The sequence below is a fragment of the Roseibium album genome (assembly GCF_001404515.1).
GTDB lineage: Bacteria > Pseudomonadota > Alphaproteobacteria > Rhizobiales > Stappiaceae > Roseibium > Roseibium album.
The window spans coordinates 25,066-50,279 of record NZ_CXWE01000012.1 but is presented as its reverse complement, the minus strand read 5'-3'; the positions used below and the strand labels follow the sequence as shown (position 1 = coordinate 50,279).

General features: G+C 54.4%; 21 protein-coding genes, 1 tRNA gene and 1 pseudogene. 4 read left to right on the top strand and 19 right to left on the bottom strand.

Going from position 1 to position 25,214, the window contains the following annotated elements:
• Positions 1–143: 143 nt before the first annotated feature.
• From LA5095_RS28735 to LA5095_RS28725, 3 genes are all read right to left on the bottom strand, one after another.
• Positions 144–539, bottom strand: a complete 396-nt coding sequence (locus tag LA5095_RS28735) for a RidA family protein (protein ID WP_055391473.1) — start codon at positions 537–539, stop codon at positions 144–146.
• Between the two features lie 429 nt (positions 540–968).
• Positions 969–1,045, bottom strand: a tRNA-Arg gene (locus tag LA5095_RS28730).
• 139 nt (positions 1,046–1,184) lie between these two features.
• Positions 1,185–1,490, bottom strand: a complete 306-nt coding sequence (locus LA5095_RS28725; protein ID WP_055121249.1) for an ETC complex I subunit — start codon at positions 1,488–1,490, stop codon at positions 1,185–1,187.
• A 325-nt stretch (positions 1,491–1,815) separates the two neighbouring features.
• On the opposite strand from LA5095_RS28725, the gene LA5095_RS32540 reads away from it, so the two are divergent.
• Positions 1,816–2,049, top strand: a complete 234-nt coding sequence (locus LA5095_RS32540) for a hypothetical protein (protein ID WP_055404486.1) — start codon at positions 1,816–1,818, stop codon at positions 2,047–2,049.
• 107 nt (positions 2,050–2,156) lie between these two features.
• On the opposite strand, the gene LA5095_RS28715 is transcribed toward LA5095_RS32540, so the two are convergent.
• The 9 genes from LA5095_RS28715 to LA5095_RS28675 all read right to left on the bottom strand — a co-directional run bounded on the left by LA5095_RS28715 (position 2,157) and on the right by LA5095_RS28675 (position 12,235).
• Entirely contained in the window at positions 2,157–3,197 is a 1,041-nt protein-coding gene (locus LA5095_RS28715) for a PLP-dependent cysteine synthase family protein (RefSeq protein ID WP_055121247.1), read from the bottom strand.
• 549 nt (positions 3,198–3,746) lie between these two features.
• On the bottom strand, positions 3,747–4,556 hold the full coding sequence (locus tag LA5095_RS28710) for a hypothetical protein (RefSeq protein ID WP_055121246.1): 810 nt from the start codon (positions 4,554–4,556) through the stop codon (positions 3,747–3,749).
• A 472-nt stretch (positions 4,557–5,028) separates the two neighbouring features.
• Positions 5,029–6,414: an FGGY-family carbohydrate kinase gene (locus LA5095_RS28705; protein ID WP_055121245.1), complete on the bottom strand. Its 1,386-nt coding sequence runs from the start codon at positions 6,412–6,414 to the stop codon at positions 5,029–5,031.
• Positions 6,415–6,420: 6 nt separating this feature from the next.
• Positions 6,421–6,735: an L-rhamnose mutarotase gene (gene rhaM, locus LA5095_RS28700; protein WP_055121244.1), complete on the bottom strand. Its 315-nt coding sequence runs from the start codon at positions 6,733–6,735 to the stop codon at positions 6,421–6,423.
• A 4-nt stretch (positions 6,736–6,739) separates the two neighbouring features.
• Positions 6,740–7,756 carry an ABC transporter permease gene (locus tag LA5095_RS28695; protein WP_055121243.1) on the bottom strand — a complete coding sequence of 339 codons (1,017 nt, stop codon included), beginning with the start codon at positions 7,754–7,756 and terminating at the stop codon, positions 6,740–6,742.
• Complete coding sequence (locus LA5095_RS28690) at positions 7,753–8,736, bottom strand: ABC transporter permease (protein WP_055121242.1); 984 nt, start codon at positions 8,734–8,736, stop codon at positions 7,753–7,755. The genes LA5095_RS28695 and LA5095_RS28690 overlap by 4 nt, the downstream gene beginning before the upstream one ends.
• On the bottom strand, positions 8,733–10,274 hold the full coding sequence (locus LA5095_RS28685; protein ID WP_055391472.1) for a sugar ABC transporter ATP-binding protein: 1,542 nt from the start codon (positions 10,272–10,274) through the stop codon (positions 8,733–8,735). The genes LA5095_RS28690 and LA5095_RS28685 overlap by 4 nt, the downstream gene beginning before the upstream one ends.
• 110 nt (positions 10,275–10,384) lie before the next feature.
• Complete coding sequence (gene rhaS / locus LA5095_RS28680) at positions 10,385–11,377, bottom strand: rhamnose ABC transporter substrate-binding protein (RefSeq protein ID WP_055121241.1); 993 nt, start codon at positions 11,375–11,377, stop codon at positions 10,385–10,387.
• Positions 11,378–11,428: 51 nt separating this feature from the next.
• Positions 11,429–12,235 (bottom strand): DeoR/GlpR family DNA-binding transcription regulator, encoded by an 807-nt coding sequence (locus tag LA5095_RS28675; RefSeq protein ID WP_055391471.1) that lies wholly within the window; start codon positions 12,233–12,235, stop codon positions 11,429–11,431.
• Between the two features lie 185 nt (positions 12,236–12,420).
• Here LA5095_RS28675 and LA5095_RS28670 point away from each other — a divergent pair, with 185 nt between their 5' ends.
• The 3 genes and pseudogenes from LA5095_RS28670 (at position 12,421) to LA5095_RS33580 (ending at position 16,776) form a co-directional block, all read left to right on the top strand.
• On the top strand, positions 12,421–14,523 hold the full coding sequence (locus LA5095_RS28670; protein ID WP_055391470.1) for a bifunctional rhamnulose-1-phosphate aldolase/short-chain dehydrogenase: 2,103 nt from the start codon (positions 12,421–12,423) through the stop codon (positions 14,521–14,523).
• Positions 14,524–14,534: 11 nt separating this feature from the next.
• A complete protein-coding gene (gene rhaI / locus LA5095_RS28665) occupies positions 14,535–15,821 on the top strand; it encodes an L-rhamnose catabolism isomerase (RefSeq protein ID WP_055121240.1) in 1,287 nt (428 codons plus the stop codon).
• A 200-nt stretch (positions 15,822–16,021) separates the two neighbouring features.
• A pseudogene (locus LA5095_RS33580) lies at positions 16,022–16,776 on the top strand (IS5 family transposase).
• Positions 16,777–16,956: 180 nt separating this feature from the next.
• Here LA5095_RS33580 and LA5095_RS28660 read toward each other — a convergent pair.
• From LA5095_RS28660 to LA5095_RS28630, 7 genes are all read right to left on the bottom strand, one after another.
• Positions 16,957–17,754: a hypothetical protein gene (locus LA5095_RS28660; RefSeq protein WP_055121239.1), complete on the bottom strand. Its 798-nt coding sequence runs from the start codon at positions 17,752–17,754 to the stop codon at positions 16,957–16,959.
• A 293-nt stretch (positions 17,755–18,047) separates the two neighbouring features.
• Entirely contained in the window at positions 18,048–19,427 is a 1,380-nt protein-coding gene (locus LA5095_RS28655; RefSeq protein WP_055121238.1) for an FAD-dependent oxidoreductase, read from the bottom strand.
• Positions 19,408–20,274 (bottom strand): isocitrate lyase/PEP mutase family protein, encoded by an 867-nt coding sequence (locus LA5095_RS28650; protein WP_055121237.1) that lies wholly within the window; start codon positions 20,272–20,274, stop codon positions 19,408–19,410. Before LA5095_RS28650 ends, LA5095_RS28655 begins: the two co-directional genes overlap by 20 nt.
• Entirely contained in the window at positions 20,271–20,891 is a 621-nt protein-coding gene (locus LA5095_RS28645; RefSeq protein WP_055121236.1) for a cysteine hydrolase family protein, read from the bottom strand. Before LA5095_RS28645 ends, LA5095_RS28650 begins: the two co-directional genes overlap by 4 nt.
• On the bottom strand, positions 20,888–22,951 hold the full coding sequence (locus tag LA5095_RS28640) for a hydantoinase/oxoprolinase family protein (protein ID WP_055121235.1): 2,064 nt from the start codon (positions 22,949–22,951) through the stop codon (positions 20,888–20,890). Before LA5095_RS28640 ends, LA5095_RS28645 begins: the two co-directional genes overlap by 4 nt.
• Entirely contained in the window at positions 22,948–24,642 is a 1,695-nt protein-coding gene (locus LA5095_RS28635; protein ID WP_055121234.1) for a hydantoinase B/oxoprolinase family protein, read from the bottom strand. The genes LA5095_RS28640 and LA5095_RS28635 overlap by 4 nt, the downstream gene beginning before the upstream one ends.
• Entirely contained in the window at positions 24,639–25,205 is a 567-nt protein-coding gene (locus tag LA5095_RS28630; RefSeq protein WP_055121233.1) for a tautomerase family protein, read from the bottom strand. Before LA5095_RS28630 ends, LA5095_RS28635 begins: the two co-directional genes overlap by 4 nt.
• Positions 25,206–25,214: the final 9 nt, after the last annotated feature.

The following is a 25,214-nucleotide window of genomic DNA, read 5'->3' as shown; positions in this document are numbered from 1 at the left end:
ATATAGCGCCTATTGCAACATTTGAGAGCAGATGACAGCGTCCAGCAAATTTTCCGAGGCTAATCAATCGACCGGGTAGGAAGGAAACTCGGACATTGCTGCCAATTCGGATCGGGCTTCGAAGGTCCGCTTCGAACGCAGATTTATCCTGCTACAACTGCCGTCAAGTTCATTGTAAGCAGTGCATTCTCTTTTGGTACGTCTATAACAGCGACCGCCGTACGTGCTGGTTTCCGCGCGCCCATTTTGCTCTCATATGCAGCATTCATCTCGTCGAAATCTTTCATGTCCTTCATGTAGACATTGACATGGATGACATGAGAAAGATCTGATCCGACAGAAGCTAACATGACCTCAAACGCATCCAATATCTGTAGCGTTTGTGACGCAATATCTGGCCCAATCAATTTTCCTGTTGTTGGGTCCACACCTGCCGTCGCACCAATTGTTATGAATTCGCCGACTTTTGCGATGTGGCTGTATGGACCTATAGGCCGCATCGTATTCGTTGGTGTCGAGTATTCAACTTTTCTAGACATCTCAAGCTCTCGTACTGTTTCCAGAGCAGCCGCCAACTTCAGATTAACAGGGCAAACACAAGACACTTCAAGGCGGTGTCGGAATGGACAATAGCTGCATTGCCGAAAGCTGTCACTTTAGGCTAATTTCGCTGCGCTCTGTGCAATGATCCGCACTACGGACGAACCGTTAGTGCGCTGCGGCAGCGCAGATGCCCGCTACGGATCCGCATGCGGGCGTATTCATTTTAAGTAGCTCGCCCCCAACCGAAACAACTTTCTTCTCAATTCTTCGGAAAGCACGTTTCGTCGTCAGCTGCGCGAATCGTGCGAACCCTTTCCGGGTTGTAAAATTCCACTGAAACATAAACACCGACTGGGCTGAATTCCGCCACGCCCCAAATTTCCAAGTCATTGTTTGTAATTACATATTATGATTTTTTTGAAAAATGGCGACCCCGACAGGATTCGAACCTGTGACCATTCGCTTAGAAGGCGAGTGCTCTATCCAGCTGAGCTACGGGGCCTGATTGTGCGGCAGCCCTAAAAACGTTGCGACATGCCTTAGAATACTTTTTGCGTCTCTGTCGATCCGTGTTTCGAGGTTTCAACAGGCATTCCGGATCTGATTGCCAACAGCGTCACGTTCCGGGCAGTTCGGTTAAGTCAATGCGTCCAGGGCGCGACCCGGTTGAACTTGAAATTGTCTGCATAAGCAGCGCCGCGAACCTTTCGCTCCTGTGCTTTTTCGACCCGGTGCGCGATGCCGTGGCGTCTGGCATAAGCGACGGCTTCTTCCTGCGTATCGAAGTACAGCCGGACCTGCTGTTTCATATCCGAAGATGAGGTATAGCCCATCAGCGGCTCGACAGACTTTGCAACTTCCGGCTCGTAGTCCAGAACCCATCGATGGGTTTTCGCCTTGCCGGACTGCATAGCGGTTTTTGCCGGACGATAGATGCGCGCAACCATATGACAATGCCTCAAATCGGTTCGTCAGAGTCTCATCTGCTGAAAAAGCTTTTTCCCACCTTTTGCCCGGAAGTCAACACCGATCTTGCGGTTCAACGCTCCGAGAGCCTTTCTTGTGTCCACAAACCGGGTCTTGTTTTCTTTCCACTCTTTCCTGACAATGACGAGCTGTTGAGATGACACCTGCATGCATATTGTGTTAATAGCTACTTTAGCGGGAAGCCGGAGCAATGGCGTCGATCGTGATGGGACACGATCACACAAAAACTGAGCGCCTGCCGGCAAGGCTTGAAAAGACATAACAATCAAAACAAGAGCGGGACATATGCATCATACATTTCACAAGTCTTTGGGGGCGTATGTACCCGAGCACGTCACCCCGGCCACAATGTCATCGGTCAAGCTCAAGACGGCGGTCGACGCGGCCAACCTGACCGAGATGTGGGACATGATCCTCACGCTCGACTACCACGTTTCAAACGTGAACGAATTGCCTCACGAAAGACGGGACGAGTTTTTGAATGTCATGTCACTCCTCCTTCAGGCCTTCGACCGCTAGATGATATCTCAAACTCCGCATTGATTTTGGCGGCAATCAGACAAAGAGACATTGTCCCGGCTCATTGCCGAATTACATCATTCAATTGAATTTCCTGAATACTTCCGTCAGTTCCAGCGGGCCAATTGTTCTGCATAAGCGCTGACATCACCAATATGCGTGCGCACCCATGCCGGGTCGTAATAGCTGTCGAGATACCGTTCGCCGCTGTCACACATCAACGTTACGAGCGAGCCGCGTTCGCCCTTTTCCATCATTTCGCCTGCCACCTGCATGACACCCCAGAGGTTCGTACCGGTCGACGCCCCTGCCTTACGGCCGATGATCTGTTCCAGCCAGAGAATTGTTGCAACGCTGGCAGCATCCGGCACCTTGATCATGTCATCAATGACACCCGGCTGGAATGACTTCTCCACTTGCGGCCTGCCGATACCTTCGATCCGGCTCGACTTGCCTGAAACGAGCGACCCGTCGCCAGTTTTATAACTGTCGTAAAAAACCGAATTTTCCGGATCGACGACCGTCAATTCCGTTTCGTAGCTATTGTAGCGAATGTAACGCCCAAGCGTTGCCGATGTACCCCCTGTTCCCGCACTCATGACGATCCGCCTGGGCACCGGATGCGGTTCGAAATCCATCTGCCGGAAAATGCTCTCTGCAATGTTGTTGTTGCCGCGCCAGTCTGTCGCTCTCTCCGCATAGGTGAACTGATCCATGAAATAACCATCAATCGACTGTGCCAGCTCGATCGATGCGTCATGCATTTCCGGCGCCGATCCGACAAAATGGATCTTGCCGCCGTAAAGTTCGATCAACCTGATCTTGCTGTGGGCCGTGCTTTCCGGAACGACCGCAATGAAGGGAACGCCGATCATCCTGGCAAAATAGGCTTCAGATACTGCTGTACTGCCCGACGACGCTTCGACGATCGTTGTGCCTTCCCTGATCTTGCCGTTGCAAAGCGCATAAAGAAACAGGGAGCGGGCCAGCCTATGCTTCAGGCTTCCGGTCGGATGAGTGCTTTCGTCCTTCAGGTATATATCAATGCCTTCGAGCCGAGGGACCCGGAGATTGAAAAGGTGCGTATCGGCGGATCTGTGGGAATCCGCGTTTATCCTGCCCACGGCCTGTGCAACCCAGCTGTCCATGGGTAACGCGCCTCCCCTTGTTTACCGCTTTGCCGTTCATCACAAATCAATTTGCTCAAAAAGACAAGTTTGGTGAAAGGGTCCCGTGTCAAACTGGAAACCGGCGTTGCGTTATCGAAAATCGTACAGAAATCAGATTCGGCCAGAGGCTCCCCAGATGCTGTTGACACCGGTTTCGCGATAAAGCCTCGGCATGTACAGGACAGCATGCGTCCCAAGATCGCTGATCGGCAACCGCAGTAACCACTGCTTCTCCCGTTGTCATTGAGTGGACACTTTATCTGACCGGATGGAGCGTCGCGGTTTGAAGCGAAATATCAAACCGACTGACGAAAGAGCTTCGATCAACATCTAATTCAAAAGAACAAAATATGCAGGCAATACTCGCGGTCCTGACCAAGCGCACAAATGTCCCCGGTGTTGCTCCAGTCCAGGCACACTTGTGCACTCATTTGCGACGCGTGCAGCTTTTCCCGGCATCCTCCGAAATGCAATTTTCTTCCAGCCGCGTCACCAACAATGGCAGTTCAAAGTCCGAAGTCGCAACCGCTATTCAGCTGCCAACAAGTCACGCGCAGAAGCTCGGCGGATATCGTAGCTCATGAGCTGACTGAGATCACTCGGTCCGCCGACTTCCGTCAACAGATCCGCCCCCGACAAGACGTCACACAACGGCCTGGCAAAACTGTTCACCGCCCGGTTGGACATGTAACCGATGAAACGTGCGCCCTCATGTTCAGTCGTGATGTGCTGGCGGACTAGAGCAGATGAAAAGGTATTGGGTGAAATCAGAAGACTGGAGCCTGAATCCTGACAAACCTCGTGATCGGGAAACTTTGCCTTGAGTTCATTGACGATTTTGGGTAACTCGCAATGCTCTTCTTCCCACTTGAGGTAGGCCTTCAATTGACCGATCGTGGCCTGCGTACCCGCAAGGCAAACCCTCAGGGTCGCCGGTCCGTTTTCGATCAACGGCGCAACTTTTTCCTGATAGCCGCTGTTCTGTACAACCTTGACCAGGTGCTCGTAGAGATCGTCTGAAAAACGGTGTTCGCGCCGTTCCAGAACCTCGTCCTCACACCACAATTCTGCTCCTGAAGAAACGAATATTCCCTTGAAAGCAAATCTGACTCTGGACGGCAGGCGAGACAGCAGGTCGTTGTAGCTGACGCTGGCAAGCAGGTAACATGGCCTGAGGCGCGCGAACTCAAGCAAGTAGTCGGCGAAATCATGATCGATCTGACAAAAAGTACCCGGCACGATGGCAGTCAGATCAAATAGAAATACATCTTCACTACGAGAATTACCAATTACCCCGGAAACATGATCGGGGGTCATCAATTCGGCTTTGGACAACATCAGGTTTCTCCTCCAGGCCTTTGTTCTGGAAGTTCACTTGCAAGTCCCCGACCAAATCATACTTAACGTAAAGTAAACGTTTTATTTGTTTTAATTCAAACGCTTGGGCGTTTTTTTGAAAAATTTCTCAAATTGAGCTTCGCAAAACCAGGCCCAAACAGAAGCAGGTGTGCCGTAATAAAACACTCTCTTTTTCACACATTCCCGATACGACACTGATTTTAACTAATCGTGTTCACCATTTTGCTTATCATCATTCAGTAATGACACGCGATACCTTGGTGTGACGAGCGTGTGTACCATAAAGTGGATTCGGTCCTCGTTTGCGAGCCACTTCTCGCTGATCCCGGTGAGGCACATTGGCTCCAGTTCCTTCTCTTTTTGAACAGGAGAGCGAAAGTCCGCGTAACCGGAAAGCTTTCAGGGTATTCGAACCGAATAACGATCGTAATCGCCGTCGATTTGAACTGTCTCAGTTCACCGTCTGCCTGATCCAGGCATCGGCATAGGCTTTGAGCAATGGATCCGGCACTCGTTTTCCCTCTAAAGAAGAATAGTTCTTTCCAGCAACTGACTTGTCATGGCAAGCAAGCAAGGCAGCGCCGATACTCGTGCCAGTCGATGCCCCTTGCGAAACCTCGACGTCCCTCGCGGTCGCAGCCCGAAGCATGTCCAGATAAAGCGCGTTTTGAGCAAAAGGCCCCTCGACGATGACAAGGCCACTTGCTCCAATCATCCTCAGGCACTCCGTGGTCATCATTGCCAGGTAACAGGACACGGCTGCAAAACGCTCGCCATCGGTCAGCGAGGCTTCCTCGATACTCCAACGAGCCAATCGGCCCTGATAGGGACCGGATCGTGTCTCGATTGCCGGAAAGAGCATGATTTGCTTTTGAAGAACACTTAAGACTTCAGTTTCGGACGCAACACCAGGACGTCCTTCCATGACGGTGTCGAATTCCCGCCCGCCCATGAAACGTGCAGAAGGAACAGGATCGCCGAATGCGTTTACGTTCGTCAACGTGTCGCGCTCTGGATCAAGCACGACATCCTCGCCTCCAATAGCAAGAGCAATCACCCAGGTTCCGGTCGATACGACGGAAAATGGCGCCTGGCGTTGCAGAAGATGCGGCAGGAGCGAGGCATTCGAGTCGTGAATGCCGCAACTGACAACCAGATCAGGTGGCAGACCGGCACTTTCAGCGACGTCGGGCAACAGGGTCCCCGCAATATCAACCGCCTTCCGAACGGGTGCCATCTTGCTTGTCAGGCCAAGTCGCTCGACCAATGAAGAATAGCGGTGCTGTTCTGGATTCCACAGGTCCGTGTGGCAACCAAGCGAAGTCACTTCGTTGGCAAGCTTGCCGGTCAGCCGATAGGTCCAGTACTGCGGATAAGTAGTGATCACGGCAACACGCTCTGCCAGTGCAGGATCGGTCTCAAGCAGCCAATGGAGCTGAGCACCAACGTTCAATCCCACAGAAAGCCGTGGTGAGCCGGTCTCGGCAAAACTCGGTCGGACCTCGTCATATTGTTCAGCCAGGGCGTCAGGACCATCGTGCTCATAATCGAGAACAGGTGTCGCGAGATTGCCCGTTGCGTCCAGGAGAACGATGCTTGCGCCATGTGTTGTAGTCGCAATCGCGTCAAACGGATATCGGCTGTACAGACTTGCAAGCGCCTCAAGAATGAAATTCCAATGGCCATCAATGTCGTAATGCGGATAAGGGGGGGCAGCGACAATGGTATTGGCTCGTTTCAGAGCCGTAATCTCGGTCTGATTTTCCAGATCAACCACAGCGACCTTGACGTTGGTCTTGCCGATATCGATCACACCCACATGCCGGATTGAGCCCATTTGATATCAATCCAGATGAAAGACGGTTTCAAGCTCCTTGACCACCGGCTTGTTGTCCGGTTGGGAAGCCATGATGTCCGACATGTGTGCCCACCACTTCTGCATGACAGGGTGCTCCGGCAGGTCCTCCATCTTGTGCCCGTCCTCACGCCACAACACCCCAAACAGAATGTTGGTGTCCCGGTCGAGATGGATTGAATAGTCACGAATTCCGGCAGACTTCAGCAGGGCGGCCAGTTCGGGCCAGATTTCGTCGTGCCGTTTCTTGTATTCCGCTTCCATTCCAGGATTGAGGATCATCTTGAAGGCCAGTTTTTCCATGAAATCACCCCCTCCTTCGAGCAAGAACCTGTCGCGCGATACGAGGCAGGGCTATGACGGCAATCAACAGCAATCCGATGAATATCGACATGACAATGCCTGGAACGTTCAACAGACCAAAACCGAACGTGACCATGCCCATAACGAAGGCCGCTATCACCACTCCGGGGATTGATCCGGCGCCGCCAAGAATGCTGACGCCACCCAGCACAACCATGGTCACGACTTCCAGCTCCCAGCCAAAGGCGATTGAAGGACGTGTCGCGCCAAGGCGAGACGTGAGACAGATCGCGGCCACGCCGGACATTGCCCCGGTCAGCAGGAACAACACAAACTTGACCCGCGCTACCTGAATACCGGAAAACAAGGCACCTACCGGATTGTTGCCGATTGCATAAACGAGACGGCCGAAACTGGTGCGGTGCAGAACAATGGCAAAGAAAATCGCGAACAGGACGAACAGCACGAATTCAAACGAAACCGCCCACCAGACATATCCTTGTCCGAAGAATGCGAAGCTGGACGGGTACCCCGTGTAGGCCTTGTCACCCAGTACGATGTAGGAAATGCCGCGAAACAGGCTCATGGTACCAATGGTAACCACAATGGACGGCAACCCGAGGCCGGTCACGAGCACGCCATTGAAGGCACCGCACAAAAGCCCGACACCAACGCCGACAAGGATCAGGACCGACGTATCGGCTCCCATCTGAACCGCAAACCCCATTGCTGTTGAAGCAAGTGCGATGATCGAGGCGACCGAGAGATCGATTTCACCTGAAATGATCAGAAGTGCCATCGCAAAGGCAATCATCGCTTTTTCGGTGAAGTTGTAGGTCGCGTCGGAGAGATTCCAGGCATCGAGGAAATAGGGCGACGCGAAACTGTTCAATGTGAATACCGCCACCGCGACACCAAGCAGGAGCAGTTCCCAACTTGCCAGGAAGCGTTGCGCCGGAGACTTCAGCCGGTCCGGAATCTGGCGCTCGATGCTGCCGGTCTCGTTTGCGGTGACACTCATGTTGCATGCTCCGCTTTTTTCAAAATCACGCGGCCCTTGGACCGGCTTGACGTAGCGTTGAAGGCAACGGCGATGATGATCGCGCTACCGGAGATGGCGAGTTGCCAGAAAGGCGAAATGTTGATGACTGGCAGAGCATTCTTGACGATGCCGAGAAACAGTGCGCCAAGCAATGCTCCGCCGACCGATCCGATACCACCGGCGATCGATATGCCACCGATCACACAAGCCGCAACGACTTCCAGCTCAAAACCACCGGCAATGTCGACATAGGCCACTGCGTAACGCGCCACCCAGAGATAACCGGTCAAACCCGCCAAAGCGCCGGAAATCACGTAGGCCGCACATTGTGTCTGGCCGACATTGATGCCCGTATAGACGGCGGCATGCGGATTGCCGCCAACTGCGAAGAAAGCCCTGCCGAGAGCCGTTCGTCCCACCAGAACGACAAAAGCCAGAACAACGAGGATCGCGATCCAGGACAGCAGGGGCAATCCGAGAATGGTCTCACGGGGAAAAGCCTTGAAGGCATCGCTCATTTCGTGCGCGTTTATCCACTCGCCTCCGGAAATCAGGAAGATGATCCCCCGATAAATTGTCATGGTACCAAGTGTAACGACGATGGGCGGAATGCTCAGCTTCCAGACAAGCAGCCCATTGATGAGCCCCATCAGGGAACCAAGACCGATCGCGATTGCAAGTATGACCGGAACCGGCAAATCGGGCATGGCGGTGTTAAGCATCGCGACCACCATTCCGGTCAACGCGAGGTTGGCGGCAACGGACAGGTCGATACAACGGGTTACGATCACCACCATCTGCCCAAGCGCAAGTATGATCAGGGGAGAAGTGTCGTTGAAGACGTTGGCAAGGTTGGACGGCGCGATGAAAGCCGGGAACCTTGATGCAATCATGCCGACGAGAAGAATGATTGCACCTGCAAGGATCACCTCCCGGGATTTCCAGCCGGACCAGGTCATGTCAGGACCTCAGTAATACCGGCGGCAGCCCGAACCAGCTGTTCCGGGGTCATCTCTTCACGATTGAATTCGGCTGCAATGCGCCCTTCCCGCATGACGATCACACGGTCAGACATTCCGAGAACTTCAGGGATTTCGGAAGACACCATGATCACCGCCAAACCTTCGGCGGCCAGTTCGGCCATAAATTCGTGAACTGCGGCCTTGGAACCAATGTCGATCCCTTTGGTCGGTTCATCGAGAATGATGACGCGCGGCTTGGTTGCCAGCCATTTTGCGATCACGACCTTTTGCTGGTTGCCGCCGGATAGCTCGCCGATATCCTGGTCAAGCGCTGCAGCTCGCAGGTCTAGGCGTTGCGTGTAATCTCTCGCGAGTTTGAATTCCTCTGCCAACCGCAGGAAACCGTTCTTTGACGTTTCCTTCAGCGACGGCAGCGAAATGTTCTGAAAAATCGGCAGTCCCTTGATGGCTCCCTGTGTCCCGCGATCCTCTGGAACGTAGACGATGCCATGACTGATCGCCGCGTTTGGATCGCGGATGACTGCAATCTTATCGTCAATCCGGATTGCCCCTTTGGAAGGTCTGGTGATACCGAACAACGCCTGCATGAATTCACTGCGACCAGCGCCGACGAGGCCATAAAACCCGAGAATTTCCCCTTCTCGCAACGTGAAGCCGATGTCCTCGAATTCCGTGGGATGTGAATAACCGACAACCCTGAGGACTTCTTCACCAAGCTGTGGCGACCGGTTTGGAAAGACCGTATCGACGGAGCGGCCGACCATCAGTTTGACCAGCTCCCTTTCATTGACGTCATCGATCCTGGCGGCGCCGACCATCTGCCCATCCCTGAATACGGTGTAGCGGTCCGCGATACGGAAAATTTCGTCGAACTTGTGGCTGATGAAAAGGATAGCCTTTCCTTCCGCTCTCAACCGTTCAACGAGTTCGTATGTTTCTTCGATTTCCTTGTGGGACAGCGATGCGGTCGGTTCGTCCATAATGACGATTTTTGCGTCAATCGAGAGTGCACGGGCAATTGCAACGAGGTGTTTGTTTGCAATGCCGAGGTCTCTCAACGTGACCGCGGGATCGATCTGCGCACCGACACGCTCCAGCAACGCTCGTGCCCTTGCGGCCATCGCAGCGCGGTCAATCAATCCGAACCGGGTTTTTGGAGCGTGGCCGATGAATATATTCTCTGCAACCGACAGGTCGTCGAACAGAACTGTTTCCTGATGAATGGCCGTGACACCTGCCTCGCCCGCATCCTGTGCGGTTGAAAAGGTGACAGGTTGTCCATCAATCGAGATCTCGCCTTCGTCCGGCTGGTAGATACCCGTCAGGATCTTCACAATAGTCGATTTACCGGCACCGTTTTCACCAACCAGCGCGGTCACCGTCCCGGGATAGAGCTCCAGAGAAACATCTGACAGTGCCTTGACGCCAGGAAAGGACTTGGAGATCCCCGTCAATGACAGGAGAGGCTCGATTTTTTCGCCTGACTGCGAATGCACTTCACTTATGCCCTGCATATTCGCAAGCATGACCATGTCCTGGAACCTGGTATTGTTTGTGTTGGAGAACCCGGTGCACAAGGCACCGGGTTTTTGACCATTCCTTCAAGTCTGGCTCGGGGCCAAGCTTAGAAGATGTCCTTGAAATCGTTGATGTTCGAACTGTCGTATGTGAACGGATCGGCCATCGCGCCTTCGTTCTTGTCGTTCAGGGTCAACGACCCCATGCGACCCATCGGAATTTCACCGCCCGGCTTTGCCTCGGCCTTGTCGGTCGCAAGATTGTAGGCAAGCATGGTGGCGGAGTATCCGAGATCAATGGGGTTCCAGATCGCAAAGGACTTGGACGCGCCGGAATCGATGTGACCGGCCATCTCGGACGGTAAGCCGAGACCGGTTACGTTGATCTGTCCGGCCTTCTCCGCGTCTGAAACAGCCTGTGCTGCAGCAACAATCCCGACCGACGTCGGCGCAATGATTGCCTTGAGATCCGGATAGGTCTGCATCAGGCCCTGTGCTTCGCGGTAGGACTTGTCGGCAAGATCGTCCCCATAGACGGTGGCGACGACATTGATGCCGGGATAGTTGTCCTTGACCTTGTTCATTTCCTCGATCCAGATGTTCTGGTTCGTGGCGGTTGCAGACGCCGAGAGCACCGCGACGTCGCCTCCATCCGGCAAATGATCGGCAGCCAGCTTGATGATCATATTGCCGATCAACTCATTTGAAGACGGGTTGAGATGAAGCTGGCGTCCCTCCGGCGCAACTCCGGAATCCCAGGAAATCACGGTGATACCCCGATCCATGGCCTTCTTCAGTGCGGGAACCAGCGCATCCTGATCGTTTGCGGAGATGGCGATTGCATCCACTTTCTGGGCGATCAGCGCGTTGATGACTTCAATCTGACCTTCCGCTGTGGTGTCTGTCGGACCGGTATAGATGATTTCAACATCACCCAATTCCTTGGCGGCTTCCTCCGCTCCCTTTGCAGCAGCTTCGAAAAAGCCGATGCCAAGGGCCTTCACGACCAGTGCGATCCTCTTGTCTTCCGCTTGCGCAGGTCCGGCAAGGCATACCGCAGCGACTGCCGTCGCGGTCAACAGTGACTTGAATAGTTTCATTGCTTCCTCCCTGTATGACTGCCGCCCTCCCAAGGTCCGGCAGAAAGTCGGCTACCCGTTAGAGGTCGCCTTGGTCTGTGCGGCACTGACGTCCGCAACAATCACCTTGATATCTGCCTGTTCGAGCATGCTGGCTGCGCTGTCGGGCATCCGGTCATCCGTGATGACGGTGGAAATGCGATCGAGCGGGCACAGGATCAGGCTCGACCTTGCACTGAATTTCGAGCTGTCCGCGAGGACAACCAGTTCGTCAGCCTGACCGATCAGTTTCTGTTCGGCCTGAATGAGCAAAGGATCCGCTTCCATGAGGCCGAGCGCACCAAGGCCCTGCGCACCCATGAACATGCGGCTCGCATAGAAATTACGCGTCACATCGTTATCAAACGGGCTGAGAATGATATTCTGTTCCCGGTAGATCACTCCACCGGAAAGCATGATGGTGTTTTTTGAATTCTTCAGAAGATGCTCAGCAATCGGAAATGAATTCGTGAACACCTGCAACCGTTTGGTCGCAAGCGGATGCACCATCTGAAATGTCGTGGTGCCGCCGTTTATGATGATCGCATCACCGTCCTCGCACAGCTCGACTGCCTTCAGCGCAATTGCACGTTTTTGAGCAATATTGATTGTCTCATTGACGCTGAACGGTCGTCCGGCCAACCCGACAAATTGCGGCGGGTGGATCGATTCCGCGCCACCACGCACTCGGCGAAGCTTCTGCTGCATATGCAGCTGTGCAATATCCCGGCGTATGGTCGCCTCAGAAGCCCCGGTCAATGCCACGAGCTCCTGCACCGTCACGACCGGACGATCCTGAACCGCGGATAGTATGATCCTGTGACGTTCTTTTTCGTGCATGCAGTCCTCCCAGTCATCAAACGTTTTCACCAAAATCACTCATTGTCAATCACCAAACATCATATTTGATCATTTTGCAGTGCAATATGACTGATTTTGCGCGTTTTTGATTGACATGAGGGTTGGTTCAAGCGAGGATTTAGCGAAACACGCAAATGCCGTCAGGCATATACTGGGAGGACATGATGTTGAATTCCACGGCCGGGTCCCGACTTGAAAATCTTTGGGACAAGGGGAAAGCATCTGGCATGAATGACCCGGAACTTTTGCTTTACCGGTCCAATCTTCTCGGTTCTGACAAGCGCATCACCAACTATGGCGGCGGCAACACGTCCGCCAAGGCCATGGAGACGGATCCTCTGACCGGCCAGACGGCGGAAGTCCTTTGGGTAAAGGGATCGGGCGGAGATGTCGGCACGATCAAAATGGATGGATTTGCGACGCTCTACATGGAAAAACTGCATGCGCTTAAAGGGCTATACCGCGGCGTTGACTTTGAAGACGAGATGGTCGGCTATCTACCTCACTGCACGTTCAATCTCAATTCGCGCGCAGCGTCGATCGACACGCCCCTGCATGCCTATGTTCCGAAAAAACACGTTGATCACATGCACCCGGACGCCATCATAGCGATTGCAGCCGCCAGCGACAGCAAGGCGATCACACAGGAGATATTCGGTGACGACATAGGCTGGCTTCCCTGGAAGCGGCCTGGTTACGAACTCGGACTCTGGCTTGAAAAATTCTGTCTTGAGAACCCAGACGCACGTGGTGTCGTTTTGGAAAGCCACGGCCTTTTCACGTGGGCCGACGATGCAAGAGACTGCTATGAGACAACGCTTGAAATCATCAACAGCGCAATCGCCTGGTTTGAAAATAAGACGGATGGCGTTGACGCGTTCGGCGGTTTGAAGCACAGGGCCCTTGCCCCGGCCGACCGTCGCGCGGTTGCCGCACGGCTGATGCCGGCCATTCGGGGAATGATATCAGGCAAGCAACACATGGTCGGTCATTTCGACGACAGCGACGCCGTGCTCGAATTCATCTGTTCCAGCGATATGGAGACCCTTGCGGCGCTCGGCACCAGTTGCCCGGACCACTTCCTGCGCACAAAGATCCGGCCGCTGGTCGTTGCATTCGATCCCGCAAAACCAGACGTGGACAGGACACTGACCGGGCTTGAAGAAGCGATAGATGCATATCGCAAGGACTATTCGGCCTATTATGAGCGCTGCCGCCACGACGACAGCCCTGCCCTTCGTGATCCGAACGCGGTTGTCTACCTTGTGCCAGGTGTCGGCATGATTACCTTTGCCAAGGACAAGGCTACTGCCCGAATTTCCGGAGAATTCTACACCAACGCCATCAACGTGATGCGCGGTGCGTCGAGTGTTTCCACCTATTGCGGGTTACAGGAACAGGAAGCCTTCGACATCGAATACTGGCTCCTTGAAGAAGCAAAGCTGCAACGCATGCCGCAACCCAAGAGCCTCGCTGGCAAGATCGCGCTCGTCACCGGAGGGGCCGGCGGTATCGGCTCGGCAACGGCTGAACGGTTCTTGCGCGAAGGAGCCTGTGTCGTACTCGCCGACATCGATGAGGAGGCACTGACACGTACGGCGGACACCCTGATTGCACGGCATTCACGGGATGTCGTGCGCACCGTCGTGATGGATGTGACCAAAGAAGACGCTGTTGCGCAGGCATTTGTGGCTGCGGCCATGGAGTTTGGCGGCATTGATCTTCTGGTGTCCAATGCCGGTATTGCCTCCTCCGCCCCGATCGAGGAAACCACCCTGGATCTGTGGAACCTGAACATGTCCATCTTGTCGACGGGTTACTTTCTGGTATCGCGCACTGCGTTTCAGATGATGAAAACACAGAACCTGGGTGGCTCCATTGTCTTCATAGGGTCGAAAAATGGCCTGGCAGCCTCACCCGGTGCGAGTGCCTATTGCACGGCAAAGGCTTCGGAAATTCATCTGGCGCGCTGCCTGGCACTGGAAGGTGCACCGGACGGCATCCGCGTCAATGTGGTCAATCCGGACGCTGTCCTGCGCGGCTCGAAAATCTGGTCTGGCGACTGGCTGAAGGAACGGGCGCAGGCCTATGGCAAGGACACTTCGGAACTGGAGGACCACTACCGGCAGAGGTCGCTTCTGAAACGGTCCGTCCTTCCGGAAGATATTGCCGAGGCGACCTATTTCTTTGCGTCTGAAGCCTCATCAAAGTCGACCGGCAATATCGTCAATGTCGACGCCGGCAACGTTCAATCCTTCACACGGTAAAAGAGACAGCAATGACCATGATCGACGCCTCTCTTGTTTCTCAGGAAAACGATGCGCGTTCGGCGGAGCTGAAGCGCGACTATGAAGCACTCGGAGAACAACTTGATCGCCGGGGAATTGCCATTGAAGAAATCAAGAACAAGGTTGCCGCGTACGGCGTCGCGATTCCTTCCTGGGGCGTTGGCACCGGAGGTACGCGGTTCGCCCGCTTTCCAGGGAAAGGTGAACCGCGTCACATCTTTGACAAGCTTGAGGACTGTGCCGTCATCCAGCAGCTCACCCGGGCCACACCCCGGGTTTCATTGCATATCCCCTGGGACAAGGCAGACCCGGCAAGCCTGAAAGACAAGGCGGCTTCGCTCGGCCTCGGTTTCGACGCCATGAATTCCAATACGTTCCAGGACCAGGACAACCAATCCCATTCCTACAAGTTCGGATCGCTGACACACACGGATGCGGCGACCCGGCGCCAGGCGATTGACCATAATCTTGAATGCATCGAGATCGGCAAAGCCATCGGTTCGGAGGCATTGACAATCTGGATTGGCGACGGGGCGAACTTTCCCGGCCAGACCCATTTCATCAGGCAATTCGAGCGATACCTGGAATCGACCAAAACGATCTACTCCGCCCTGCCGGACGATTGGAAGCTGTTTACCGAGCACAAGATTTTCGAGCCGGCTTTCTATTCAACCGTGGTTCAGGACTGGGGGACGAACTACCTGATCGCGCAGGAACTCGGAGACAAGGCATATTGCCTTGTCGATCTTGGCCATCACGCGCCCAACGTGAATATCGAAATGATCGTTGCGCGCCTCATACAATTCGGAAAGCTCGGCGGATTTCACTTCAATGACAGCAAGTACGGCGACGACGATCTCGATACCGGGTCCATCGATCCCTACCGCCTCTTTCTGGTCTTCAACGAACTCGTGGATGCGGAGACGCGCAATGTTTCCGGTTTCGATCCGGCGCATATGCTCGACCAGTCCCACAACGTGACCGATCCGATCGAAAGCCTGATGATCAGTGCCATGGAGGTCCAGCGCGCCTATGCCCAGGCATTTTTGGTCGACCGGCAGGCACTTGAGGGACACCAGGAAAGCAATGATGCGCTGATGGCGACAACAACGCTGAAACGCGCCTTCCGCACGGATGTCGAACCGATCCTGGCAATGGCGCGAGCTGAAAAAAACGGTGCCATCGATCCCGTCTCCGCTTATCGCACCTCCGGCTACCGGGCCGCGGTCGCAAAAACGCGACCGGAGGTCTCTGGGGCTGGTGGCGGCATCGTCTGACGGAAGCGGACGACAGATACTCAGTAGCCGGCGGGCAGCCCACCCTCTGTTTTCCTGAACACATCGGTGGCACACTTGGACAGAGGAAAAATCCCTGACTCTTATTGAACTCGCAGCTATCCGCCTAGGCTTTGGAACCGTATCGTCGCTAAGCAAATCAGATGAAGTCCAAGTTCAAACTCTTGAACTGGCGTTTGTCGATATCTGATGGGTTCTTCTGGCTCAGCGATGAGCAGTTTTCAAAGTTACAACCGCTTCTACTTACTGATACACGAGGCAAGGTTCGCGTCGATGCTCGGCGAAAGATCAGCGGTATTATACAAGTCTTGAGTCGAGCGGTCGTTGGGTCGTTAGGTCGTTAGGTCGTTAGGTCGTTGTGCCAGGTGTCTTTGGACCGACGAAAACACTCTAGAATAGCTATGTCCGGCGGTCTGAGAAGGGTGTCTGGACAGTTATCGTCAACACGCTGTCCCAAACCGGCGACCGAACGTTTGAAGTAATGATCGACAGTACAGCAATTTGGACGCACCAGGTCGCTCATGGTGACCAAAAGGACTCTGGTCAATGCTGAGGGCTGAGTTCGTGTTGGTCCGGGAACCGCAACCCACGCGCTCAGCGACAACAAATGAAGGCCAATCGCCTTCCACCTCGCCGGTGCCAATGTCTCAGATTTCACCGGAGCAGAGGCACTCTTGCCGCATGTTCCGGCAAAAGGTGTTTTGCATAGCTACAATGGTTACGGCAGCGATCGTATCCGCAGGACCGTGAAAGCGCTGGGCTCTCGTCCAAACATCCCGCTCCTCAAAACACGTAAATGAAGACCTGTTTCTCACCACACCTTTACAAAGGCAGAACCTTCATCGAAAGGAAGTTCGGTAGGCTCAAGGAAATTCGAAGAATTGCAACGCGAGACGAAAGGAACGGCACCAATTTCCTGTCCGCTTTCAGCCTCTAGGCAAGCTTTTGCTCATGTTTTGAGTCTGAAATCTGGGCGATTTGTCGGTAGATACAAAATTCGTTCATCTTCCAGCTTACTTCTTGGTCTCATGTCGGACGTAATTCGCGAAATCTTTCTAAAGCGCGCAAAAAGACAAGAATTCCGGGAAGTTACACAATTTCAAGCAAAAATTTACGATCAACACAATTCTATTCTGACAGAATTTCCAAAAGAATTCACATAGTTGACCTCGCATTCCAACTTTCTCATTTTTCTTTTCGTAACTTTCGCGTTCTCTTCTTTCACATTTTCAAATTCAATTCTTATCTGCTCGATGCAGTGTGCAACACCACTGCAAAATTCATCTGAAGAATTTCTTCCACTCCACTTACTTAACTCCTGTTTTGTCATGTCGAATCCACCCAGACGCAACAAGTCGAAATAGTTTTGCAATATTTCATTATCACCCATGTTCCGCGACAGTTCTCTTAAGAAAGAAACAGTCTCTTCAAGCGGTGGGATTTCCGGAAAATATTTCGACGAACGAAGCAGGTGTTTTAAAAATTCTATACTGAATTCCTCATCATCGATCCAACAATTTTTCTTATTATTTGTTAAAATTTCTTCTAAAAAATCTGTATATTCATTGCTTACAATATACTCTGTTTCCATGAGCAAAATATTCATAATAAAATGTTGTAAAACAATACTATCTCCTGCAATCCATTTCTCGCGTAGATTTCCAATGTCATTGAAGGTCATGTATTCAGAATTTGATACAAATTTTCTGAAATCAAACAACGCTACTCCCAATTCGCTTACTTCAGCAAACTTACTAAATAGCTCGTCTTGAGAATTGGATTCTGCTTCAATACTTTTGTAGAGCGTATATTCTTGCGTGTCCTCAAACCTAACGGGCTCAACGCAAGCCAGCACGCGTGCACTGCCTTGAAAGAAAATCAATAGAAAAATAATAAGAACACTCTTTGCACTCATTTTTTACAAATGCTCCAGTGATTGATCTTCACATCGACTATGTAGAGTCAAAAAGCATTTCTTACATTTTCATGTTGAGAGCTAAAGAGCAAATTTTACAAAAATTGATCTATTTTCAGAAATTCCCTCTATATTACAATTATCTGATCGAATCTGTTCTACTAAACTGTTATCGCCCTCTGCGTCAGAGTAAGCTGTCCGGGTCGTTCGCGTACGCGCTATCCGTGGCATGCACCATCTATTGCACACCCGCTCGTTGCCTCGTTCCGTTTGATACAACAACTGGTCATGACCTATCCCGTGGGTGCTTCTCCCGCCAGCTTGCCGAGAACCACTGCACTCAACAGGCCGTTTCCGGAAAGATAGCCCCTGTCGCCTCGCCCTGAAACACCGCATGCCGCTCCGCCGCATGCATGAAGATTGGCAAAGCCCGATCCATCGGAGTGGATGACGCGTGCTCCCTCGCCGGTTAGAAGTCCGCCCTGGGTGTGAAAAAGGGCGCCGGTTACCCGGACACCGCAATAGGGAGAGCGCAAAGCTTCGGTTCCGAATTTTCGATTGAAGTTGTCGACACCGTTCCACGGAATGGAGGCAACCGTTTCCACCAGGGATTCAGGCGGCAAACCCAGGTCACAGGCAAGCCCCTTAAGCGTATCGTTTCGCTTGACCGCTCCAAGAGCTTCGGCATGCTTGAAGTCTTCGAATTGCCTTGCAATCCCGGCAATACGGCCATCGAAGATTGCGAACGCCTCTCCGTCCGGTTGCGACAACACCACGCGTGCGGCTTCGGAATACCCCTGGGCCTCGTTCCAGAAACGCCGGCCTTTGTTGTTGACCTGCACACCACCTTCCATGATGACGGCCCAGGTGATGAGAATACCGTGGGGTTGAGCGACATTACCATGCCCCTGGTAAGATCCCAGATGCGCAAGACCGGCACCTATGGCCTGCCCCCAGAGCAATGCCTCGCCCCGATTGCCATCGTGTCCGAACCAAAGGCCGTTTTCGATTTCCGGCAGGAACCGGTGCACAAGTTCGCGATTGCCTCCAAAGCCATTGCAGGCAAGAACCAGCTTGTCGCAACCGATCGTCTCGACACCACCGTCCGGCCGCATAACGGCGACGCCGCGTACCTGCCCGTTTTCAATAAACAAGCGACCGGCGCGCCGCTCGCAAACGATATCGATCCCGGCTGCCTCACAAGTTGCCCGGAGCGCATCTATCAGTTCGACACCGGATCTGGTCGGCAAGCCGTGCATGCGGCTGCGACTGTGACCCGGATAGTCAAAATTTGTTATCAGCGAAAATGGCAGATTGAACGTCTCGCTCAGCCAGTCGATCACGGGAGCTGAATTGCAGGCAAGCCGGTTGACAAGCGCCTGATCGTTCTCGTTGCCAGCCTTTGCCTGAATATCTGCCGCGAACACAATGGCATTATCCTCAACCCCGGCGCTGGCCTGTATCTTCGTTCCAGCCGCCGGTATCAGACCGGCTGACAGGGCAGTTGAGCCTTTCGGCACCGGGTCGGCTTCGATCACAAGCACTGATTGTCCCGCCTCCTGTGCGGCGAGTGCAGCAACCAGTCCACCAGCCCCTGCCCCGACAATCAGGGTTTCGCACGAAAGGTCAAAGTTGTCTGGAGCGGGCGCGACGTCAGCTTTCGTTTCGGTCATAAGCTACGCCCTTGGCAAGCATATCGGACGTTCCGATCACTCCATTGAGACCGTCAAAATCGAACATTCTGTCAGCAAAAGGCCGATTGCTGCCGTTTTTCCGCAGACTTTCATAATAATCGCCTGCCGTTCGCGCAATTGCGCGGACAATACCACCCGGGAATATGACGATCGAATAGCCTTGCGTTTCCAGGTCCTCTGCCCCTGTTATCGGTGTCGCGCCACCCTCGACCATGTTCGCCAGCAAGGGCACTCTGCCTTCGAAATTCAGGGCAATACCCGAAAGTTGTTCTCGTGACTGCGGCGCTTCAATGAAGAGCACATCGGCACCGGCCTCAAGATAGCTTTCTGCGCGATCAATCGCCGCCTGATACCCTTCAACCGCAATGGCATCTGTCCTGGCAATGATCAACGTTTCATCCGAGTTTCGCGCATCGGCCATCGCCCTCACCTTTCCGGCCATTTCACTAACCGGGATGAGTGACTTGTCCGCAAGATGACCGCACCTTTTCGGATAAGTCTGATCTTCGATCTGCATCGCCGAAGCACCTGCCCGCTCATAAAGGCGCAAGGTCCGTTGAGCGTTGAGCGCATTGCCGAAACCGGTATCGGCGTCAATTATCACAGGCAGGTCCGTGCGATCTGCAATAAGAGCCATGGTCTCTGTCATCTCTGTCACCGAGGTGAGGCCGATATCAGGACGGCCGAGGCGAGTGTAGGACACCGCTGCCCCACTCAGATAGAGCGCCTCGAACCCGGCAGATGTTGCCATCGACGCGGTCAAGCCGTCATAGACTCCCGGTGCCACCAGAATTGTCTTCTGTTGAAGTCGTGTTTTCAGGCTCATGATGCTTGCTCCAGCCAATCCAGCGCTTCAACGCATGTCATCTGACCGGTGACGGTCGCCAGCGACAGAAGTGTTGCGTCATGGACCTCGCTGTCGAATGCGGCACTGCCATCGGTAAGCAGAACCGTATCGATGTTGCGCAAGTGTGCATCCCGAAGCGTCGAGGCCACTCCGCCGTTGGTAACAATGCCGCCTACGATCAGTGTATCGATGCCGACTGCACGCATGATGAATTCCAGCCGGGTCTGATAGAAGGCCGAATAGGCGACCTTCTCGATCACAAAATCGGCGGGATAGAGTTCGTCAACCAATGTGTTGCCGAAACTGCCGGGTGCAAAGTCCCCTTTTCCGAGAAACGGGCGCAGCTTCTTGAGATGGGGTGCGATCAAAGGGGCGCCACTGGCATCGGGTACAAGTGTGAACTGGGCAGAAATGTAGTGACCGCCCCGCTTGCGGATCGCTCTTGCAAGTGGAGCAATCCGGCCGGGTAGATCTGCGATGCTGTCCGCCCTTTGTCCGGCGCGTCCATAAGCACCCGCGGGATGGATAAAGTCATTTTGCAGGTCGATCGTCAGGAGCGCCGTCCTTCTATGGTCCCAAGTTCTCGGCTCGCTCATGACTGATCCCCCAAAGGTTCGATTATGGTATTGCCGAATGCATCGACCCGCGCTTGCAGATCCGGCTCGACAAGCACGGTGGTGTCAGGCTGTTCCAGAATCGCCGGTCCCTTGATCACGGTTCCAACGGGAAGCGCCAGTCGGTCGAAGATCTCCGTTTCGAGCCACGATTCTTCAAAGTGTACCTGGCGTGTGGCTCTCGGAACGGCAGGATCCGTCGTTTCGGGGGCAAGGCTCCGAAGATCGAACTTGGGGCGCATACCGGTGACCGAACTGCGCAGATTTATGATCCGCCTAACACCATTCTCCAGCAGTCGCCCGAATGTCGCCTTGTAGGCAGCGTCGAACGCCTTTTCGATGTCCGCTCGTGTGGGGGGAATGACATTGCTGCTTTCTGTCAGGACATTCATTGGCACGGAGACCGTGTGCGTCTGGCCGATATAGGCCATATCCAACTCGAAGCTCAAATCACGCGCTTCAAAGGTTGCCCTGGCCGCTTCGAGAAGAGCCAGTCCCTGGTCCACATGCGCCTGCATGAAGTCACCGAGCGCGCTTTCATCGAGCGTTGCCACAAGCGAATTGATCGTCTGCACGAAATCCTGGCGCATATCCGCAATCACGCATCCCATGGCGGATGTGACACCCGGGTAGCGCGGGACGAGCGCGCGTGCGATTCCGACATCTTTCAGCATCGCCCCAGCATGCAAGGCCCCTCCGCCGCCAAACGGCATGAAGGCGAAATGCTTGGGATCGAAGCCGCGCTCGATACTGACGAGCCGGATGGCCCCGGCCATGCGCGAATTGGCGACCCGAAGAATCGCCTCTGCAGCCTGAACTGTTCCAAGATCGAGCGGAGAACCAACATGCCGGTCGATAGCCTCGCGTGCGGCGTCAACATCGAGCCGTTTCAGTTTCCCGCCGATCGGATTGTCAGGGTCGATCCGACCCAGAACCACATTGGCGTCAGTTACCGTCGGTCGCGTGTTTCCCAGACCGTAGGCAACCGGGCCTGGATCCGATCCAGCGCTCTCCGGTCCGATGTTGAGCAACCCTCCCTTGTCAACCCAGGCGATGGAGCCACCACCGGCGCCGATCGTCGTGATCTCGATCATCGGTGTCCGTACAACCATGCCGAAATCAATGGATGTTTGCGGAGACAACATGGAGTGTCCGCCGGCTATCAGGGAAACATCGAAGCTGGTGCCCCCCATATCGCCCGTTATCACGTTTTCGAAGCCAGCAGACGATGCGATATATCCAGCGGCGATAACACCCGCTGCCGGTCCGGAAAGAGCCGTTCGCACCGGAAGACGGCAAGCCGTTTCCACGGCCATGACCCCGCCATTGGATTGTACGATCATGAATTCACCGTCGAATCCGCGTGAATTCAGCGCTCGTTCAAGCCGGTCCAGATAACCAGACACTTCCGGCTGAAGATAGGCATTCAGTGCTGTGGTCGAAAAGCGTTCGAATTCGCGAATTTCGGGCAGTATCTCCGATGAGGCCGAGACATGGGGGTTTGCCCAGATCTCGCGCACCGCCGCGACAGCCGCTTGCTCATTTGCCGGATTGGCATATGCATTGGCAAACAGGATCGCCACGGCCTTGCACCCCTGGTCGTGCAATGTTTTGGCCGCAACGCGGACGGCCTCCAGATCAACAGGCGTGCGGATTGTTCCATCTGCCAAGGTTCGCTCCGGGACTTCGAGCCGGTTCCGCCGATCGACAACAGGCTCGAAATCACCGCGCAAGCCCCAGGTTCTGGGTCGGTCGCGGCGGCGCATTTCCAACACGTCACGCAAACCTTGCGTGCAGATGACACCGGTGACTGCACCCTTGCGCTCGAGCAGTGCGTTGGTACCGGCGGTCGTCCCGTGAACAACAACCGACAGTTTCGAAAAATCCGATCCCAGTTGCGAGATGCCCTCGAGAAACCCGCCTGACTGATCCGGACGTGTCGTCGGCACCTTGGCCACGGACGCGGTACCGTCGGCCTCGTTGAGGACAAAGACATCCGTGAATGTACCGCCAACGTCAACGCCCACCATGCGCCCGGTCATATAGAAATCTCCCGCCAGGCGGTGCCATAGAGTTGATCGGCCCTTTCGGCATCGACAAAACCTCGCGCAACATCGCTTGCAACGTTTTCCGCAGCCCTGTCTTCGGTTTTGCCATATCCGCCGCCGCCAGGTGTTTCCAGTCTCACCGCCTGACCCTGCCGCAATTTGATGCCGCGCATCTTTGAAGCCAGAGGCGGCACTTTCCAATCATCGTCCTGCTCATAGGAAAACCTGTTCATCGCACCGTCTTGTCCGTCGACAATGCCTTTGGGGGCAAAGCGCCCGCGCTCGCCAAACAAAAAGGCCTCGGCGCCATTTTCTTCAAGAACCTCAATTTCGTAGATAGCACCCAGGCCGCCACGATGCTTGCCCGCCCCCGCGCTGTCGGGCCGCAGCGCCCATTGCCGGAACATGACCGGATAAGCGGCTTCAAGTATCTCCATCGGCGGGATCGTGGCCGTTGAAATAGGCGCGTTGCCATGATTGAGACCATCGCCTTCGAGAGAACCGCCATGGCCGCCCCCGTAAAAACTGAACATGACCCATGGCTGCCCATTGCTGCGTTTGCCCGCGATCGACAGGGCATTGATCGTACCATAGGCATTGGCAACAACGCGGTCCGGGGCAACTTTGGCGAAGGCGGAGAAAATCACATCGATCATCCGCAGGATCGTCTCGGTATATCCACCAGTCGGACTTGGAAATTCCGCGGAAAGGAGCGAGCCTTCGGGCACCTTGACTTCAATCGGGCGCATCACGCCCGCATTCGCAGGCAATCCCGGGAAGATATGCTTGATCGCGACATAGGCTGTCGCGACCGTCGTTGGAAGCGCGATATTGACCGGACCTGCACATTGCGGCGCGGACCCGGCAAAATCCAGGGTCATACTGTCACCATTGATCTCCAGCCCGACCCGAATTGCCAGCGGTTCATCAGTGATGCCGTCGTTGTCGAGATAATCCAGCGCTTCCCATCGGCCGTCGGGCATCGCTTCTAGCTCTGCTCGCATCAAGGCTTCCGCTCTGTGTCCGAGGGCATCCAAGGCAGCCGTAATCGTGGATGCTCCATACTCATCCAACAGTTCGTCCATGCGCCGGACACCCAGATCCAGCGCGCCGAGTTGACCGTTCAGATCGCCCATCGCCGATTGAGGCAGACGCGTGTTGCGCAGGAGAATATCGATAATGTCCCGGTTGACCTCACCGGCACGAGCCAACCTTACAGGCGGAAGGACAAACGCCTCCTGAAAGACATCTGTGGCCGCCGGGTTGTAGTTGCCGGGCACTGCACCGCCAACATCATGCCAGTGTCCGACGGAAGCGAGATAACAGAAAAGCTCTCCATCCCGGAAATATGGGCGGACCAGTCGCATGTCCGACAGATGAGTGCCACCAATATGCGCATCGTTGAAGATGAAGATGTCACCGTCCTGCAAGTCACCGTCGGCAGCCACCTTTTCGATTACCGCCTTTACGGCAAAGGACATCACACCGACGAAAATCGGCAGTCCGGACTTGCCTTGAACCAGCGTGTCGCCACTGACCGCATGATAGAGGCCGTGGCTGGCGTCATGCGCCTCGGCTATGATCGGATTGAAGGCGGCCCGAAACAGGGTCGCATCCATTTCGTCCGCGATCTGTTCCATTCGACCAGACAAGACAGACAAGGTGATGGGATCAATCTCGCTCATGCCTTCGCCCTGGCTTCCGCAATGTCGTTCCAGACATCCTGTCTCATGATTTTTTCACCCTCGATTTCAAACCGGTCGATAAATCGAATGCTGTCAAATGCCGTTCCGTCTGGCCATTCGCCAGACAGATTGCCCCGGCAGTAGACAAGGGCCTCCGGCCCGGAACTTTGCATGACATCAAATCCGTCATAGGTCTTTTTGACGATGCGGTAACGGGGCCCTGCCCAGTCGAGCAGTTCCTTCAGGCTCGCCATGGGTTCAGCTCCCGGGAACTGCATCGAAAACCCTTCGCCCAGCATTGATCGGGCCGAGTCGAAGTCACGCGCTTCCATCGCCTTCAGATAGCGTTTCACGATATTGCCGGGATCCTTGAGGGCGGGCGCTCCAACACGATGCTTACGCCCGCGTGAATAGTTGTCGGGTTCCATCTCGTGGATCAGGACGGTAATCGCATCAGGCAGAGCGGGTACCACAAGGCGAACGGCATCTGTCAATCCGTCGTGCAGCCGGCGTTTTTCTTCAGATCCATAGCCCTGCAACAGATGCAGTTCAACGATTGGCATCCAGCTTCC